The organism is Bremerella sp. TYQ1, from assembly GCF_020150455.1.
Taxonomy (GTDB): domain Bacteria; phylum Planctomycetota; class Planctomycetia; order Pirellulales; family Pirellulaceae; genus Bremerella; species Bremerella volcania_A.
Genome location: NZ_CP083740.1, coordinates 6,208,758 through 6,227,607, shown reverse-complemented (window position 1 = coordinate 6,227,607; position 18,850 = coordinate 6,208,758). Strand labels below are relative to the sequence as shown.

Sequence of the window (18,850 nt, the reverse complement as noted above, 5' to 3'; positions counted from 1 at the left end):
CAAAAAGCCAAGATGGCCGCCTGTAGTAATTGTGCTCTATCGCGCAGCATTCGGAAAGGGCATTTTCTCTTTCGAGCCGGAAGAAACGCTCAGGTTATCTCCCCAGAAATCGACTTTTCCGACTTGGCAATGCGTTAGGACAAAATGTCCTTCACCACATGGCCATGCACGTCGGTCAGTCGGAAGTACCGTCCCTGAAAGCGGTACGTCAATTTCTCGTGGTCGATTCCCAGCAGGTGGAGCATCGTCGCGTGCAAGTCATGCACGTGCATCGGGTTTTCGACCACGTTGTAGCAAACGTCGTCGGTCTTGCCGTACGTGAAACCACGTTTGATCCCGGCCCCTGTCATCCAAAGTGAGAAACAACGTGGATGATGATCTCGGCCGTATGTCTGTGCGTTGAGCGTTCCTTGGCAGTACGAAGTCCGGCCGAACTCGCCACCCCAGACGACCAGCGTATCTTCCAGCATGCCTCGCTGCTTCAAGTCGTTCACCAACGCCTTGGTAGGCTGGTCGGTATCGCGGCACTGACCAGGCAACTGCTTCGGCAACGTGAAGTGCTGATCCCAACCCATGTGAAACAGCTGCACGAAGCGGACATCTCGTTCGGCCAGGCGTCGTGCGAGCAAGCAGTTGTACGCGTACGTTCCCCGCTTCGTCACGTCAGGGCCATACGCATCGAGCACATGCTGCGGCTCGTCCGAGAAGTCGGTCAAGTCAGGCACCGACGTCTGCATACGATACGCCAATTCGTACTGCTGAATACGCGTGTGAATTTCAGGATCGCCGAATTCGTCGAGCTTCTTTTGATTCAGCTTCGCGAGATCGTCCAGCATACGTCGCCGGGCCGTCGGATTGAGCCCTTCCGGATTGCTCAAGTACAGCACCGGATCTCCGACGCTCATCAGCTTCACGCCGGCATAAGTCGACGGCAGAAAACCGCTGCCCCACAAGCGATCGTAAAGGGGCTGACAGTTGGGGCGTCCGGTACCGCGGGACACCATGGTGATGAATGTCGGCAGGTTTTGATTGATCGTCCCCAAGCCATAGTGCAGCCACGAACCAAAGCTCGGTCGGCCAGGCAACTGATGTCCCGACTGAAAGAACGTCATCGCTGGGTCATGGTTGATCGCTTCGGTTTGCATCGAACGAATCAAACACATGTCGTCCGCTAAGGAAGCAATGTGGGGGATCAGTTCGCTACCGATCTCGATGCCTGATTTGCCTTCCTGGGTGAATTTGTAACGCGAGCCTGCCAACGGGAATGACTTCTGCCCCGCCGTCATTCCCGTGACACGCTGCGTCATTTCGACAAAGTCGGATAGTTCTTTACCTTCGTTCTCGCGCAGCAGCGGTTTCGGATCGAACAATTCCTGCTGCGATGGCGCTCCACTTTGGAACAAGTAAATCACACGCTTTGCTTTCGGCGGTGTGTGATAGGCTTTCAATGCACCTGTCGGCTGCGTTAGCTCTGCCGACGTTTCCGCGTGGGCGTCTTTCCCCAACAGCGAGGCCAGTGCTGCGACTCCTACGCCGCTGGCCGAGCGGCCGAAGAAGTGCCGCCGCGTCATCATCATGCGGTTTTCGTTAGCTTCGTTATTCGATTGCATCGATAAGACTCCGTGAGCATGTCACGTGGGTAGGTATTGTGGCGAACGTCGCAACGCGGACAGCTATTCGATCGTGACAAATTCGTCCATGTTCAAAATCAAATGGGCCACCGCGGTTAGTGCGGCATGCTCCGCTGGATCGAACGACGCGTCCCGCGAGGTCGCTCCGACCGACAAAAGGGCCTCGGCATCCTTGGGATTTTCGCCATAGTGCTGCTTGAAATAGGTCAGGCTATCCAGCAAGATCGCCAACGTTTCGTCATCAACCGAACGAGCAAGCGCGAAGCGATACATTTCGGCAACGCGGTCGGCGTCGCTGTTGGCTTCCGACTGGAGTGCTCGCTGGGCGAGTTGCCGGGCACTTTCGACAAACGTCTTGTCGTTCATCAGTACCAAGGCCTGTAGCGGCGTGTTGGTCCGATTCGACCGAACCGTGCAGACTTCGCGGCTACCGGCGTCGAAGATTGTTTGCCGCGGCGGATTCACGGCCCGCTTCCAATAGGTGTACATACTTTTGCGATAAAGGCCTTCTCCTTGGTCCTCGCGGTAACGCACCCCTGCACTTGCCGCCACCGTGGACCAAAGTCCGGCCGGCTGATATGGCTTCACCGAAGCACCACCCACTTTGTCACTTAAAAGACCACTCGCTTGCAGTGCGATATCACGAATCGAATAACCATCGGCGCGGTACCGTGGGCCACGTGCGAGAAGGCGGTTTTCCGGATCACGCTCGTTCAGCTTGGGCGATTGTTTCGAGGCCTGACGATAGGCGGCGCTGGTAACCATCAAGCGATGCATCGCCTGCATATCCCAGCCAGATTCGATGAACTCGACCGCCAGCCAATCAAGCAGTTCCGGATGGCTCGGCATTTCTCCTTGCAGACCGAAGTCGTCGACCGTCTTCACCAACCCAGTGCCGAAGTGATCTTGCCACAATCGGTTGACAATCACGCGAGCGGTCAGCGGGTTTTCGCGAGAGACTAACCACTGGGCCAACTCCAAACGGTTGCCTGGCTGCGAAGACTCCTTCGTCGGCAGAAGCTCCTTGGGAACGCCTCGCGATAGCGGATCGTCCTTTACCGGATCGGTGTATTGTCCTCGATCCAGTAAATAGATCGGGGCCGGATCGCCGTCACGCTCGCGCATGATCATTACGCTAACCTCAGGCCCGGCCTCTTTGCGTAGCTGCGTTTCAGCCTTCTTCACGCTCCGTTCCGCGGCGGCCAAGACAGGATCGACCGTTTCGTAATACTTGGCGATTGCCTGCAGTTCTTTTGGCTGACGCTTCTCCGCCGGCTTGGCCAACGCTTTGCGTACTTCGTCGGTCAGACCATCCTCAGCACTCTTGCCCGCTTCGGGATGATCGGAGAAAGCGAACCTCGCTTTGCCGATCGCATGGTTGGCGAACTGGCTTTCAAAACGAAGCTGTACATTGAGTGTCGCGTCGTCGTCGAGCGTGATCGGTTCGGCGAAACGAATCGTCGCGGTGACTGCTTCCGGCTGAACGTCTGGACCGAAGATCGCCCAGCCTGTTTTAGGATTGTTGTCGAGGATGTTCTTAACTGGGTAGCTGTCCTGCTCGAACGTTGCCGTGGCAGACTTCAACGCGACCGGTGTCCCTTGGTACTGCACGATTACGCGAGACAAGACGAAGTTACCGTTCACACTGGGGGCCAGCTGTCTCGGCTTGGAAAATGCCGCGTCGGGAAGTGCTTCCAGCTGAATCGCCGTTAACGTCTTCAGCCCTGGCTTCAGCTGCACGTCGTAGACGATATCGCCTCCCTTTTTTCCGCCGGAGTAACGAACGGTGTTCTCTTTATCGACCACCAAATCGCCGTCCCCCGTTAGCTGGGCCGTTTGAACGGTGGCCGTTTGCCAGGCTACTTCATCGTTCGATGGCGAAGCATCGTACTCGCGGAGCCACTGCTTCATGCGCTCGTCGAGACCAGACTCGGCGGTTTCTAGCTGCTGCTTCGCTTCCGCCTGCTGGGCGAGCGTCGCAGCAGAAACCTTGGCCAATGGAGAACTGGCCGTCATCGTCGGATTGGCATTGATCCCGCGGCCAATTCCTTTTTCGCCAATGTTATTGAAGTAGCCGTAGAACTGGTAGAACTCGCGTTGGCTGAGCGGGTCGTACTTGTGGTCGTGGCACCGGGCACATCCCATCGTCAGGCCCAACCAAACCGTCGACGTCGTTTCGACACGATCAATCACGTTCTCGACAAGGAACTCCGCCGCGAGTGCTCCCCCTTCGGCGTTCTGTCGATGGTTTCGATTGAAGGCGGTCGCGAGCCGCTGCGAATCGGTTGCCTCCGGAAGCATATCGCCGGCCAGCTGCTCGATCGTGAATTGATCGAACGGCATGTTGTTGTGCATCGATTGAATCACCCAGTCACGCCACGGCCAATTGGTTCGTTCGTTGTCGTTCTGGTAGCCATCGGTATCGGCGTAGCGTGCCGCGTCGAGCCAGCGAAGAGCCTGGCGTTCGGCGTAAGCCATCGAGCCCATCAACTCGTTGACGGCTTCGCGATAAGCGGCCTCCGTCGGATCGGCCTGGAATTTTTCCTGCAGTTCCCGGGGTGGAAGCAAGCCGGTCAGCGTCAACGAAGCACGTCGCAGCAGCGTGGCTGGATCGGCTTCAGAGGTAGGCTGCAATTTTTCGGCGATGAGTCGCCGCGCAATAAATGCATCGATCGGGTTGGTGGACCACTCTTGGGACAGCTCGTTGGACCACCTTGCGGCGGAAAGATCGTTCTGCGGAACCTCCGGTCGCTGTGGTGCTTCAAAGGCCCAGTGCCGCTGGTACTCGGCCCCTTGCTTAATCCACAAGTCCAAGATCCGCTTTTCTTCTTCGGTCAGCGAACGGTTGCTGTCCGGCGGCGGCATCTGCGAGAACTCGTCGTCGCTATGAATTCGCGCATGCAGCTCGCTTGCCTCCAAATCGCCAGGCACCACAGCCGCATACCCCCCAAGATCCGCGAGGATGTTTTCCTGCGTGTCGAGACGGAACTCCGAATCCTGATTTGCGGCATCCGGACCATGGCAATGGAAACAACGGTCCGAGAGGATCGGCCGAACCTGACTGCGGAAGTCGATCTTTTCCTCAGCCGTAGCGGTCGAAATGAAGACCAAAACGATCCCCAAACCGAAAAGATGAAGGACTTTCTGCCCAAAATGGCATAAACTCAAGGTGGGATTCCTTATCGTGCTTCCCTGGGAAATCAGGAGGTAGGACACCATTCTACTCCCGATATGCCAACAACCTGCCGCGCATTTTTGTAAATGTCGATCGAGAAAAAGAAATACCGGCAGGTCGCTCGATCGTGGGGAGTAACTAGTTAGGTAATTCTGGTCGCAAAGGTCGCCACCGTGGAAAAAGATCGATTCCTGACTCTGTTTTTGAAGCATGAACGCGAGCTCGCCGGCATCGCGCGGGCTGCTTTGCCAGACTGGAATGCCGTGGACGATGTGCTCCAGGAAGCCAGCCTCGTCATGTGGCGGAAGATCGATCAGCTGCAAGCCGACGACGAATTCATCCCGTGGGCTCGGATGGTCCTGCGATTCGAAGTCCTCAAGTATCGCCGCAGCTGCAGCCGCGACCGCTTACTTTTGGACGACGATTTAGTCGCACTGATTGCCTCGGAAGCGGAAGACGATGCCACCGAGGTCGTTCAAGAGCAACGCCAAGCCATCCGCGCCTGTTTAGATAAGTTTCCGACCGAACACCGTAAGCTTTTGCTCGCCCCGTATACCCGCGACGAAGCCGTCAAAGAAATGGCAGAAGCGGCCGGCAAAACGGCCAACAGTTTATATAAGCGTTTAGGCAGACTTCGCGTCAAACTTCACGATTGCGTTCGCCTCCAATTGGCGGCTACCTCATGAGTCATTCATCGAATCAGCAAATTCACGAAGCAATCGAGCGTTACTTTCTCGATCCCAATTCGCTTACCCGCCAGGAACAAGCCGACTTGATCGATGCGCTGCGGGAAGATGCCGAGGCCCGAGCTCGGTTCCGACGCGCTGCTCAGATCGATGCCCAACTTCGTTACGAATCAAGCGGTGAAGAACCTCCAGTCGTTCCGCCACCGCATCGCTCGCCGGTATCGTCCCCGCTTTCCCGCTGGACGCTCGCGATTGCCGCAACTTTGTTAATAGCAGCATCGGTCGCGTATTGGAATTGGCCGCAAGCGAAGCCGATCGACTCCGATCCGATTGCCGGACCTACCCCGGAAGAGATTGCCCCAGACGTAACGCCAGCGACATCAACGGCGATTGCCATGCTGGATGTCGGCCACAATCAACACTTCGCGGAAGGCCTTGGCCCGGCAGGCAACGAGTTCTTCCCCGGCGATTACCATCTGACGGAAGGAGCTGTAACGCTCGACTTCCAAAATGGAGTGGCTGTTTCGGTGGAAAGCCCTGCGAAGTTCTCGATCATCGACGGCATGCATATGGAACTGCAAACCGGACGGGCCCGCGCCATCGTTCCGGAAACAGGGCATGGTTTTGTCATCGCCACACCGACGATGGAAGTCGAAGACCTCGGCACCGAGTTCGGTGTGTTTGTCGACGAACAACAAAACCAAGAGCTGCACGTTTTCGCCGGCGAAGTTCGCTTGAAACAGCCCAATCAAGCCTCAGAACTGCTCACCGAGAACTCGGCGTTGGCCTGGAATGCGGAGAGCCAACGACGTTCGATTTCGCCTGACGATCGCGCCTTTGCGACCAGCACGTCGATCGGTTATCGCCGCTGGCTCGATCATAGCCGCATGCTGCGTAGCGATCCTTCCGCCCTCTTTTACTTCGACTTTGAAACCGACTCGCGTGATAGCACCCAAGTCGTCAACCTGGCCGAATCGACGGTCGTGCCGGATGGCTTTCTCAATGGCGGCATCTGGGCCACCGGACGTTGGCCTGAGAAAGGGGCGTTGCTGTTTGAAAACCGCGGCGATCGTATCGAGCTCGACATTCCTGGCACCTATCACCAGGTCACCATCATGGGCTGGGTGCAGATGAATCGCTTCGATTACGCACTGCAGTCGTTGTTCAACACCATCAACTACGACCCCGGCGAACATCACTGGAACCTGCAACGGAATGGAGCTTACCGCATCGGTGTGAATTCGGAATATAACCACACCGCTCCGAAATCGATCCCGCAATTTCAGTGGACGCACGTTGCTGCGCAGCTCGACAGCGTGGCAAAAGAGTCGGTCTATTACATGAACGGCGAAGAGATCGCTCGGTACAACTGGAGCACCGGACGCGCCATTCGATACGGACCGAGCAGCATCGGCGCTTATGGTTACACCAACCGTCACGGCAAGATTGTCTTCGAGCGTGAACTGCGCGGCCGCATCGATGAATTTGGCTTATTCGGCCGCATTTTGTCCGCTTCAGAAATTCGTGAAGCGTACGAGGCTGGTAGAAACTTTCAATAGTTATTTAAGTCGTTTCGCCTGCGGAGCCATCAATCTCGAAAAATAAATGTACGATTTGACGTCATGCCTAGGCGTCGCCGGACACTATAGTTAGTTTAGTAGAAAACCCGCGCTTCTCATCTTCGATCTCCCACAGAATTACCCACCTCCGGAACAGAACAGTCGAACCTCGATAATTAGGATCCTATGCGAAACTTCATCCTGCCAGTTGTTGTCGGTCTCGCGTTGGCTTGGACCGGCCACATACAAGCTCAGTCGTTGAAATTGGAAAAGGGAGATCATATCTCCATCATCGGCAATAATACGGCCGATCGAATGCAACACCATGGTTGGCTGGAAACCTACATCCACGCGTTGCATCCGGAACATGATCTGACGTTCCGCAATTTGGCGTTCCCCGGCGACGAACTGAAACTGCGTCCCCGCGAGGACAACTTCGGCAGCCCTGATCAGTGGCTCGCGAAGAACGAAACCGACGTCGTCTTCGGCTTCTTTGGTTACAACGAAGCATTGAAGGGACCAGAGTCGGTCGACCTCTTCAAGAAGGATCTCGCCGAAACCATCGACGGCATGCAGGCCCAGAAGTACAACGGCGAATCAGCTCCGCAGGTCGTCATGTTCTCGCCAATCGCGCACGAGAATCTGTACAACCGCCATCTGCCGGATGGATCGAAGAACAACCCAAATCTGGCTTTGTATACCGAAGCGATGCAGCAAGTCTGCCAGGAAAAGGGCGTCTTGTTCGTCGACCTCTTCACGCCTTCGCAAAAGCTGTACGCCGACGCTGAAAAGCCGCTCACCATGAATGGCGTTCACCTGTTGGACCACGGCAACAAAGCAATCGCCCAAGTCATCATTCCGCAGCTGTTCGGCCAAGAGGCTCCTGCCGATTCGGATGCAATCGCCAAGCTTCGCGATGTCGTACTCGACAAGAACTACTATTGGTTCAGTCGATATCGCGTGGTCGACGGTTACAACGTCTTCGGTGGCCGCTCGAAACTGGCCTGGTTCGGGCAGTCGAATGCTGACGTCATGCTGCGTGAAATGGAAATCTTCGACGTCATGACCGCCAACCGCGACAAGCGGGTTTGGGCCGCTGCCCAAGGGGGCGATCTGGAAGTCAAAGACGACAACATCCCCGAAGAACTGATTGTGAAGTCGAACCGCGAAGGGGATATGGCCGACGGAAGTTTCTCGTACCGAACCGCCGAAGAAGGCCTTGAAAAACTGAAGCTGCACCAAGACTTGGAAGCGAATATCTTTGCTTCCGAAGAGATGTTCCCCGAACTGATCAACCCTGTGCAACTGGCCGTCGATCCTAACGGGCACATGTACGCTTCGGTCTGGCCAAGCTACCCACACTGGAACCCCACCGAACCACGTCTCGATCGGATAGTTTGCCTGCCGGACGATAACGGCGACGGTGTCGCGGATCGCTGTGTGGTCTTCGCCGACGAACTGAACAGCGTGACCGGTTTCGAGTTCTGGGGAGGCGGGATGCTTGTCGCCGCGCTGCCGGAACTATGGTTCCTGAAAGATACCGACGGCGACCTCAAAGCCGACGTAAAGATCCGCGTTCTGCAAGGGCTTTCCAGTGCCGACTCGCACCATTCGGCCAACGCTATGGTGCTCGGCCCCGATGGTTGGCTCTATTGGTCTCGCGGTGTCTTTAACGTCGCCACCATGGAAACCCCAACGCAAACTTACCGATCTACTCGGACCGGCGTCCATCGTTTCAATCCTCGTACGTTCGAGATGGAATTCCACTTCCCGATCGGTCCGAATCCGCACGGTGACGTCTTCGATCAATGGGGTTACCAGTTCGCCAACGATGGCACGTCCGGCACCGGATCGTACGTCAACATCGGCAAAGGGATCGGCAATAAACAATGGTTCGATAAGCGTGTTCGTCCCGTCGCTGCGACCGGATTGATCGCCAGCAGCCACTTCCCGGAACATCTGCAAGACAACTTCCTGATCTGTAACTGCATCGGTTTCCTCGGCGTGTTGAATCACGAGATCGAGTACAACGGAGCCGACATCCGTGCCAAGGAAGTCGAACCCATCCTGGTCTCGTCCGATCCCAACTTCCGACCGAGCGACGTCGAAATCGGTGCCGATGGTGCCCTGTATGTCGCCGACTGGGCCAATGCTTTGATCGGGCACATGCAGCACAACATGCGTGACCCGAACCGCGATCACCAGCATGGACGCATCTTCCGCGTCACGGCCAAGGATCGTCCACTGTTGACTCCCGTTCGCTTGAAAGACAAGCCGCTGCCGGAAGTCCTCAGCGCGTTCTACGCCAAGGACAACGCCACACGATATCGTGCTCGTATCGAACTGAGCGGGCGCGATTCGGAAGAAGTTCAGTCCGCGATCGCAACGTTCGTGGCCGACAAAGACGTGCAAAACCCAGCCGACGCCATGGCAATGCTCAATTGCTTGTGGGTGTTGGAAGAACATCGTCTGCCGAACATCGAACTGGTCAAAACGGTGGCTAAAGCAAGCGAACCACGCGTGCGTGCTGCCGCCATCCGAACGCTCGGCCACTGGGCCGATTCGATCGAAGGCTGGGAGCCCGTGTTGCTCGACGCCGCCCAAGACGACTCGCCGCTTGTCCGAGCTGAAGCGATCAAGTCGGCCGTTGCGTTTACCGGTCCTGCTGCAGCCGAAGCAGTCTTCGAGGCCGCTTCGCACGAGATGGATCCTGAACTGACCAAAGTTCTGCAGTACGCTCAAAGCCAGATCAACGTCGACAACATGTTGGCCGAAGCCATTCGCTCTGGCCGGAAGCTTTCCCCTGCCGCGACCAGCTACGCGCTGCAGAAGGCCAGCTCCGATCTGCTGCTGAAAATGGATCGCACTCCAGCCGTCTATGAAGCGATTCTCACGCGTGGGGGTATCGCCACCAAGCCGCGGATGGAAGCGATCGCCGCGTTGGCTTCCACCAACAATCGTTCCTCGCTGGACGAATTGGTCACGTGGATTTCGACCGCCGAAGGGAAGAACCTGCCGAGCTTGAACGATCTGGCTCGTCTGCTTCCGCAAACTGGCAAAGCTGACTTGGCCAAGTCGCACTCGCAGTTGGCCAAGCTGGCTTCGACGACCAGTTCCCCTGTCGTTCGCCGCGCCGTTTACACCGCGTGGATTCAAAGCGGCGGAGCGGAAGCGGCCTGGCAACATGCGACGCAGTCCCCTGCCCTGCTGGCCGATCTGCTAAACAGCACCCGTTCGACCAACAAGTCGGCCGAAGCGGCTTCGCTGTATGCCAAGATTCGCCCGCTGATGTTCGAGCTGCCTTCGAACCTGCGTCCGGAAAGTGGTTCAACGGTCACCGAAGGGCCTGCCGTGGCGTTCGACTACTACGAACCAGCTCCGGCCAAGAACGTGGCCATCGAAACGTTGAACGCAACCAAGGCGACGTTCTCTGGCCGTATGGACAACTTCAACAAGTACGTTCCCAAGGGCAAGCAGGATGTCTTCGCGACGAAGCAAACCGCTTCGATCATGATCCCTGCCGCTGGCGAATATACCTTCTTCATTACGTCCGACGATGGTTCGCGGATGTATGTCGATGGCAACTTGCTGATCAACAACGACGGCCTGCACGGCATGGTCGAAAAGAACGGCAAAGCCAGCCTCACCGCAGGTCCGCATGAAATCGTCGTCACCTATTTCGATAATGGTGGCAACGATGGACTACGAGTCATGTGGGCAGGCCCAGGTATCAAGAAGCAGGCCATCCCCGCTTCGGTGCTTCGCGCCGCGGGGAACGTCGACCTTCGTATCGCCGCCATTCAAGCCATCTCGGCATGGCCTGGTCACGAAGAGCCGAAAGCGGCTGACTTCGCCAAGCTGACCACGATCGAGCCGCTACAGTCGGCCGGTCTGACCGCACTGACGACATTGTCGCCGAAGCTGGTTGCCGAAACGCTTCCCGCCGACAGTCAGGCCACCGTGCTGACGACGCTGCTTGCCAAAGCCAGCGAAGCTTCGCCGGTTGAAAAGCAAACCAAGCAGTACGCCAAGCTGCTTAGCCTCGGCGAAGCACTTGTCGCCAAAAGCATGGCCGAGAACAGTGGTTCGCTCAATCGCCAACTGGTCGATCTGCGGAACAGCATTCCTGTGAAGGCCGATCCGAAGGTCATGGCAATGGGCAAGGAAATTTTCCTTCGCGAAAGCCACTGTGCCACGTGCCATCAACCCCATGGCCAAGGGATGCCGAATCTTTACCCACCGATCGATGGCAGCCTCTGGACGACTGGTTCGGAAGATCGCCTGATCTCGATGGTACTGGACGGCATGCACGGCACCATCGAAGTGAAAGGGAAGACTTACAGCAGCCCTCCACTGCCACCGATGACCGGTTTCCGTCAGCTGCTCAACGACGAGGAAATTGCCGCCGTGCTGACTTACGTGCGGAACTCGTGGTCGAACCGAGCGAAGCCAGTCGAAGCGTCGCAAGTCGCGAAAATCCGTGCGATCGATCGCGGTGACGCAACGTTCTGGCACGTCAACGACTTGATGGCCAAGTACCCGCTGGAAGATGGCCGCAAGCCGATCGAAGCGACCGGCGACAGCTGGGTACCGAAGTTCGTCAAGCAGTGGACGTTTGAAGATCTCGATCCGAAGAAGGTCGCCGCCAAGAAGCGAAATTTCGTCGTCGGTCAGGTCTACTTCAATCGCCTCGGTTGTGCCCAGTGTCATAAAATCGGAGAAGTGGGTGGCGACTTCGGCCCCGATCTGACCCGGTTAGGCAAAAAGAAGGCCACCGCCGAGCATGTCTTGGAATCGATCGCCGATCCGGCCAAGAAGATCGACGACAAGTACAAGATGCAAACCGTCCTGACGATCGACGGCAAAGTGATTTCCGGAATGGCAATTGCCGATCGACCAGATCGCCTAGTCCTGATCACCGATCCGGAACAGCCAGACAAACCAGTCACGATCATGAAGGAAGATATCGAAGAACGGTCCAACACCGCTTCGACAATCATGCCTGGCGGAATGCTGAACTGGCTGACCGAAGAAGAGATCTACGACCTGACCGCCTTCGTCCTTGCTGGCGGAGACGAAAAGGACAAGCTGTTCCAAGACAAGTAACCCTTGCCCGAACAGCCCCGATCCAACGCAAATCCCTGCCGCAGCCCAAGCTCGGCAGGGATTTTTTATGTGGGCGATCGAAATTGATTCGTTTCAGATCGCAGGAGGTTTTAGCCACAGAGGACACAGAGATCACCGAGGGAAGAGTGTTGGATCAATCGTTTGTCGAATGGTGGCTAACAAAAACGAATCGGGTAGCCCGGTTTGCTTGCAAACTGGGGAGGCGAAGCCGAACGGAGGTCTTAGCGTACGGCTAACGTTGCTTGGAAACCTCTCGTCGCATCGGTTCGTCCTACCAGGCCGAGTTCAAACGGTGGACTTCCAGCGAGTCAATCTTCACCACTCCGGGCGACTTGATCGACAGCGTCGTTTGCTTCGGATCGATCTCAGCGTTGAACGTGGCAACGTACTCGCCATCGTTGGTGAAGAGCTCGATCGATGCGCGATCGACTAAAACGCGAAGCTTCACCACGCCGTCGACAACAGGAGCTGGCACTTGATGTCCCTGGTAATCGACCTGGCCGTCTTGGAACATCAGCTGCTGCCCACGCAGATCGATCAGCAGTTGGGTCTTCGCGTCAGCCTCGAAAGCGATTTGAAAATCGATCAGCTCAGCCTGGAAGTTCTCCAGCTTCGCGGCGGCGGCTTGCACGTCGGTTCGCTCAAGCGTGAGTCCTTCGCCGTACAGCTTTTCAATCTCTTCGATCGGCCAACGAAACAGCTTGACGCCGTCGGCAGTGGTCTTTAGCTGCATCGTTTGCGGAAAGCTCATCTGCTGATGAAACGGCATATTTTCGCGACGAAACGGAACGTTTTCGCCCCGCATCCACCCGATGATTACCGCCCGATCATCCGGGCTGTTGTTGAACGTCTGCGCGGCATAAAAGTTGGGGCCATAGTCGCCACGATGAACCACTTTGTCGGTGGTGAACTGCTTGCCGTCGAAGTCGCCCACTTCGTATTCAAAACTGGCATCGTACAAAACCCACTTTTTGTTGTTTTCGTCGCCGTCGATCGGCAGCTCGATCAAGTCCATGCATTCGAAGACCCAGTTACGATCAAACTGGCTGACTTCCGTCCAGGTCTTCAGATCGTCTGAGTTAAAGAAGAGCACGCGGCCAGGCTCTGCTCGCTTGACCCACAACACCATCACCCATTTTTGCGAAGGTTCGTGCCAGAAGATTTTGGGATCGCGTTCGCCGTCGTCGTACCCCTGATTCGGGACAACCGCTTTCCCTTCGTCCCACAGCGTGAACGTCCGGCCCTTGTCGTTGCTGTAGGCAAGTGCCTGATAAAACGGACTGCGTGCGAAGGTAAACGCAGCGACCAACGTCTTGTTATCCCCCTGCTGAACGCCGAGGCTGTTGTTGTGATCGACCACCGCAGTGCCAGAGAAAATGGTCCCTTCGTCATAAGGCAAGATCGCATGTGGCAGCTGCTTCCAGTGCACCATATCCTTGCTGACGGCGTGCCCCCAAGTCATGTTTCCCCAAACGGTATCGACAGGGTTGTGCTGAAAGTATAGGTGATATTCACCGTCCAAATAGACCATACCGTTAGGATCGTTGAGCCAGTTTCGCAGCGAAGTGAAGTGAAATTGCGGCCGATAAGTTTGGTCGTAGCCGACCTCTTCGTACGACGCGAATGTCTTGAGGTTTGGCCCTTTGAAGATATCTTCGGCAGGTCGTCCCTGCTTTTCGTCGCTGGCTCGGATGTCGTCCACGTTGATGTGTCCCCATCCCCCGGTGCGTTGATCGACGATCTGCAAAACGCCAGACTTTCCTTGCATGTCTTGCACATCCCAGTAAACACGTTGCAGGCGTTCCGATCCGCCAGGCTTCCGATTGGGCCCAGTCGCCGTGCGAACGACTTGCCCATCGACCAGCAGATTCAAACAGGTCTCTTCCTCGTAGCCACCGCCACCAATCAGAAAGGTGATGTAGCGACGATTCAGCTTAATGGCTGGCGAAGTCAACGTACCGGTCGATTTGTCGCCCTCAAAAAAGCTGTTGACCAACCGCTTTCCTTGAAAGCCGCTGACCGCCATCTGACCAGGCAAGCTACCCATTGCAGGTTGCGTGCCGAACGCGTTGCCTTCGACGGTCCAGTCACCATAAGAAGCTTGCTCGAAGTCGGCGAGGATCAAGTCGCTTCGCTCAGCATCCTTCGCAAAGACCAAACCGACAGGAAGCAGCCCTGCCAAGAGACCAATAAGAGCAAACCAGTAGCAAGAGCGAGGCATCGATGAACCTGGGGCTGAGGGGGAGAGAGAATGGCCGAAAGAAGGCCATTCATTTCAAGCGACGGCAGAAATCGCTTTAGCGACTTCAATTATAACGAAGTATGCGCACAGTCTACAACAACTTTACGCGACTTATTCACCAAACGATCGCCCACGTACCCAAAGCATCCATCAAATCGAGGGGGCCTGACTCGAAAACAAGGGCCGACCGTTTTCCGTTGGCAGCATAACAAAACAAACGCCGAAGGATACCTTCGGCGTTTGCGAGTTGTCGAATTGTTCGGAAATCTCAAGCGACTTAAACTTTTGCCGCATCGGGAATCTCAAATCCCTTGCGGTTTTTGTCTTTCAGCAATGCATTGGCAGCTTCCGCATGATCGCCGGTGTGGCGTTCCGACTTCGGATCGAACGTTAGCATTGGCCCAACAGTGTACTTGGCACTGTCTTTCACGCCGACGCCCTTATCCATGATTTCGTGAAGACGACCGAAGTGTTCTGCCGCGTCCGCGTTGTCACCGAACTTGCCCGCTTTGGCGTTGAACGGAACCTCTTCGCCCAAGCGGTACGAGTTGTTCATCAGGTGTCCCAGGACGCATGCGTAATGGGCATCCTTCACGTTACCGTTGGCCATGGCCGGATCGTTCGCTCGCACCGCGGCAATGAAGCTACCCCAGTTGCCGCCGGGGGTGACGTCGCCGTGGCCGGTACTGACTTTTTCACCCTTGTCGCTGCCTTTGGGATAGTACATACCACGCACGATTCGACCACCATCTTCGAAGTAATATTCGTTTTCGATCTGACGTTCGTATCCTTTGTAGTTCACGTTTCGCACGTTGAAGAAGACATACTGGCCATTGGGATACTCGGCCATGGCGAACATTGTGTTCGGTGTTTCGCCTTGGTCGTCCCATTGGAAGCGGCCGCCGATTGCCATCGCGCGAACGGGATGGGTTTGATCTTTATCGATCGCCCAGCGAGCGACATCGAGTTGGTGCGTGCCCTGGTTGTTGAGGTCGCCGTTGCCGGTTTTCCAGAACCAGTGCCAGTTGTACGGATGGTAGTTGCCGTGGAATTCAGCGATATCGGCAGGACCGCGCCACAGATCCCAATCCAGTTGCTCTGGCGGCTGCGAGACCGACTTGTCTCCGATGCCGCCGCGTGGCTTGCAGCAGTAGCCGTACGAGATTTTCAGCTTGCCCCATTTGCCAGATTGAATCGCTTCATGCAAACCGGCAATCTTGGAATCGCTTCGTCGCTGCGTACCATGTTGCACGACGACGCCATACTTATCTTGTGCCGCGACCGCGACACGCCCTTCGGCGACGTCATGACTCATCGGCTTTTCGACATAAACATGCTTGCCCGCTTGCGCCGCTTGGATGGTCATCAGCGAATGCCAGTGGTTCGGTGTGGCAATCGAAATGGCATCGAGATTAGGATCGTCCAACGCTTCGCGATAGTCGCGGACGCCTTTGACTTTGAACTTGCCGTCCACTTTGTCTTGGACCGCTTTAACCGTTTTCGCGAGAACTTTTTCATCCGGATCGATCAGGTAAGCGATCTCGACGTTATCTTGCCCCAACCAACCATCGATGTGATTGCGACCACGGCCATTGAGACCTGCGACGGCAATACGGACGCGATCATTCGCCCCTTGCACGGCCCCAGAAGCGGCAGTTCCCGTCAGGATCAGTCCAGCACCAGCAGCGGTCGACTGAAGAAACGTTCGACGATTGAAAGACGACATGGAATGCTCCATTGAAGAGAAATGTTGGCAGGTCGTTCATGCGTGCAAGCATGTTCAAAGTAAGTGAGACGTATTCTGACGGTTTCATGTACGCCCGTCAAATTTCATGATCTGCGCATTAGCATATACCCAAGGGTAAAATTAGCCCGAATAGCATGTTTTTCGATTGACGCATCACCAAAAATCGATCTAACATAAGGGCTCCCCACCTTTTGGGAGCATGCGTGCTTCCTCTCAGCCCTCCTTTACCCCTGCCGCGTGATGATGATTCGACAGCTCGCCTGTGTCGCTTTCTCGCTATGGATCTGCAGTTTCGCACTGCGTTCACTCGTCGCGGCCGAAGCGTCGCCTCCCAACTTTCGCGATTCCGTAGGTCCTTACATCCAAAAGAATTGCGTTCACTGCCATGGCCCCGATTCGCAGCAAGGGGACTTTCGCGTCGATACGCTTTCGGAAGATGTCGGCGGTGGCGATTCGGTCAATCGCTGGCGCGAAGTGATGGAGAAGATCAACAGCGGCGAGATGCCCCCGGAAGACGAGCCCAATCGTCCCTCGGCCGAGGAAGGGGCGAAGATCGTGGAATGGCTGGCCGCTCGAATCGAGGAAGGTCGATCGGCGCGAATGGCCAAGCGTCAGCCAGTTTCGTTTCACCGACTAACACGTACCGAATATGCCAACACGGTGGAAGACCTGCTTGGCGTTCGTTACGGTGTTGCCGACCCCGGCGGTCTCAACGAAGACGCCGAGTACCACGGCTTCGATCGGATAGGCTCGGTCCTTTCGCTGTCCGCATCGCACATCGAAAAGTACTACGCTGCGGCCCAGGAAGTTCTCGATCAGGCCTATCCCGACAAGCCTGTCGAAAGCACCATCCTTCGCAAAACGGCCCTCGATCTCCGCGGCGGTCCCAGCAACGAGCAACGCAAGGAACTGGAAGAGCAAGGACTCGCCGATAAAGTCCGCGTCGACATGTGGCCTGGCCATCGCCTGCAAGGGGGTCGCCCTGGGCCCAAGGGAGAGATGATTAACAACGGCGGCTACTTCAAAGTCCGCATTAAAGCCAGCGGCATGAAACCGCCCGGGGGTAGAGCCCCTCACCTGACGCTCTATGCGGAGAAAATCGATCGACTCATTTTCGAGCAAGACATCCTTGCTCCCGAAGACGAACCGATTGTTGTCGAACATATGTGCTATCTTCCACCTCGCACGACATCGTTCGATCTTACCAACGATGTGCCTGGCCCTTCCAATTTACCTCGCTCTGGTCGCTCCGGAAGAACGCCCTTCTTCAGCCTCAAAGAAGGACGCATTCCTTGGCAAATCAAACTGACGGACGAAGAAGGTGTACCGCTTTATCCCTTCCTGATCATCGATTGGGTTGAATGGGAAGGTCCCATCATTCCCGATGATGTCCGAGCCAAGCGAGCCCTCTTCATGCCCGACGATGCGGCACCGCGTGAGGAAGTACGAGCATCCCTGGCCAGGTTCTGCGAGGCTGCGTTCCGACGGCCTGTCGCTACCGATGAAGTCGATCGTTATTTCGCGATTGCCGCAGCGGAGCTTGAGTCAGGCACTAAGATGCGCGACGCCCTGAAAACCGCGATGCTGGCAGTGATGTGCTCGAAAGACTTCTTGTTCCTAGTGGAAGGCAATGCGAATGAACCGGTCACGACGCTGAACGACTTCGAGATCGCCAATCGCTTGTCGTACATGCTTTGGAGCACGATGCCGGATGACGAGTTGTTTTCGTTGGCAAAAGCAGGAAAGCTTCGTGACAAAGCAGTTCTTAAGCAGCAATTCGATCGCATGCTGCACGACCCTCGTGCCGAAAAGTTCAGTTCCGAGTTCCCTCGACAATGGTTGCAGCTCCACAAGCTTGGCATGTTTCCGCCCGATAAGACGCTCTATCCGGATTACGATTCGCACTTAGAGCGAAGCATGCAAGGCGAAACGACGGCCTTCTTCGCAGAGGTGTTGAATCAAAACCTGAGCTTGGGTGAGTTCCTCGATTCCGACTGGACGATGGTCAATCCACGTCTGGCAATGCACTACGAAATTTCTGACATCGAAAAAGACGAGTTCCAACGCGTTTCACTTGACGAGGAAGACCATCGAGGCGGACTTCTAACGCAAGCGGCCATTCTTTCGCTTACGTCGGATGGCACGCGGCACCGCCCTGTCCATCGAGGCGTGTGGGTGATGGAATCAATTTTTGGAAAATCGCCTCCTCCCCCGCCAGCGAATGTTGATCCGATCGAACCGAACCCGGTTGATTCTCCCAAAGCGACCATTCGCATGAAGCTGGAAGCCCACAAGCATGACGCCAACTGCGCGGCTTGTCATCGCAAAATCGATCCCCTGGGATTGGCCTTCGATAACTTCGACGCAATCGGCCGTTGGCGAACCGAAGAGGTCGTCCAGAAAGGAACTGGGGCGAACCCCAAAGTTGACGCCAGCGGAGTTCTTCCGGACGGGCGAACGTTTGCGGGGCCGAAGGAATTTCGTCAGCTGCTGAGTTCCAATGTGGATCAATTCAACGATACGTTTATCAAGAAGCTTGCCACCTATACGCTTCGTCGCACCATGACGGTGGACGATCGAGAAGATCTCGAAGCGATCGCTGCCGAAAGTCAGGCCAGCGACTACCGCGTGCGAGATCTTCTAGAAACGTTTGTTCTGTCGGACCTTTTTCAGAAACGGTGAC

Annotated in this window: 8 protein-coding genes; 4 read left to right on the top strand and 4 right to left on the bottom strand. The window is 56.1% G+C overall.

Annotated features, from left to right (window positions below; all coding sequences use genetic code 11):
- Positions 1 to 134: 134 nt before the first annotated feature.
- Together LA756_RS25325 and LA756_RS25320 are read right to left on the bottom strand one after the other, a co-directional pair.
- Positions 135 to 1,610: a DUF1501 domain-containing protein gene (locus tag LA756_RS25325; protein WP_224437507.1), complete on the bottom strand. Its 1,476-nt coding sequence runs from the start codon at positions 1,608 to 1,610 to the stop codon at positions 135 to 137.
- 63 nt (positions 1,611 to 1,673) lie between these two features.
- Entirely contained in the window at positions 1,674 to 4,799 is a 3,126-nt protein-coding gene (locus LA756_RS25320; protein WP_224437506.1) for a PSD1 and planctomycete cytochrome C domain-containing protein, read from the bottom strand.
- 180 nt (positions 4,800 to 4,979) lie between these two features.
- Here LA756_RS25320 and LA756_RS25315 point away from each other — a divergent pair, with 180 nt between their 5' ends.
- From LA756_RS25315 to LA756_RS25305, 3 genes are all read left to right on the top strand, one after another.
- Positions 4,980 to 5,492, top strand: a complete 513-nt coding sequence (locus LA756_RS25315) for a sigma-70 family RNA polymerase sigma factor (RefSeq protein WP_224437505.1) — start codon at positions 4,980 to 4,982, stop codon at positions 5,490 to 5,492.
- The gene (locus LA756_RS25310) at positions 5,489 to 7,051 is read left to right on the top strand and encodes a LamG-like jellyroll fold domain-containing protein (protein ID WP_224437504.1); all 1,563 of its coding nucleotides are present in this window, start codon (positions 5,489 to 5,491) and stop codon (positions 7,049 to 7,051) included. The genes LA756_RS25315 and LA756_RS25310 overlap by 4 nt, the downstream gene beginning before the upstream one ends.
- 186 nt (positions 7,052 to 7,237) lie before the next feature.
- Positions 7,238 to 12,157 (top strand): c-type cytochrome, encoded by a 4,920-nt coding sequence (locus LA756_RS25305; protein ID WP_224437503.1) that lies wholly within the window; start codon positions 7,238 to 7,240, stop codon positions 12,155 to 12,157.
- A gap of 292 nt (positions 12,158 to 12,449) precedes the next feature.
- Here the strand turns inward: LA756_RS25305 and LA756_RS25300 are convergent, their stop codons facing one another.
- Both LA756_RS25300 and LA756_RS25295 read right to left on the bottom strand, forming a co-directional pair.
- On the bottom strand, positions 12,450 to 14,399 hold the full coding sequence (locus tag LA756_RS25300; RefSeq protein ID WP_224437502.1) for a glycoside hydrolase family 32 protein: 1,950 nt from the start codon (positions 14,397 to 14,399) through the stop codon (positions 12,450 to 12,452).
- Between the two features lie 298 nt (positions 14,400 to 14,697).
- Positions 14,698 to 16,146 (bottom strand): Gfo/Idh/MocA family protein, encoded by a 1,449-nt coding sequence (locus tag LA756_RS25295; RefSeq protein WP_224437501.1) that lies wholly within the window; start codon positions 16,144 to 16,146, stop codon positions 14,698 to 14,700.
- Between the two features lie 261 nt (positions 16,147 to 16,407).
- Between LA756_RS25295 and LA756_RS25290 the strand changes: the two genes are divergently transcribed.
- Complete coding sequence (locus LA756_RS25290) at positions 16,408 to 18,849, top strand: DUF1592 domain-containing protein (protein WP_224437500.1); 2,442 nt, start codon at positions 16,408 to 16,410, stop codon at positions 18,847 to 18,849.
- Position 18,850: the final 1 nt, after the last annotated feature.

What these genes read in the sequence shown, in the direction of transcription:
- LA756_RS25310 (WP_224437504.1), top strand. Translation starts at nt 5,489, where the DNA reads ATGAGTCATTCATCGAATCAGCAAATTCACGAAGCAATCGAGCGTTAC.
- LA756_RS25325 (WP_224437507.1), bottom strand. Translation starts at nt 1,610, where the DNA reads ATGCAATCGAATAACGAAGCTAACGAAAACCGCATGATGATGACGCGG.
- LA756_RS25295 (WP_224437501.1), bottom strand. Translation starts at nt 16,146, where the DNA reads ATGTCGTCTTTCAATCGTCGAACGTTTCTTCAGTCGACCGCTGCTGGT.
- LA756_RS25305 (WP_224437503.1), top strand. Translation starts at nt 7,238, where the DNA reads ATGCGAAACTTCATCCTGCCAGTTGTTGTCGGTCTCGCGTTGGCTTGG.
- LA756_RS25300 (WP_224437502.1), bottom strand. Translation starts at nt 14,399, where the DNA reads ATGCCTCGCTCTTGCTACTGGTTTGCTCTTATTGGTCTCTTGGCAGGG.
- LA756_RS25290 (WP_224437500.1), top strand. Translation starts at nt 16,408, where the DNA reads ATGATGATTCGACAGCTCGCCTGTGTCGCTTTCTCGCTATGGATCTGC.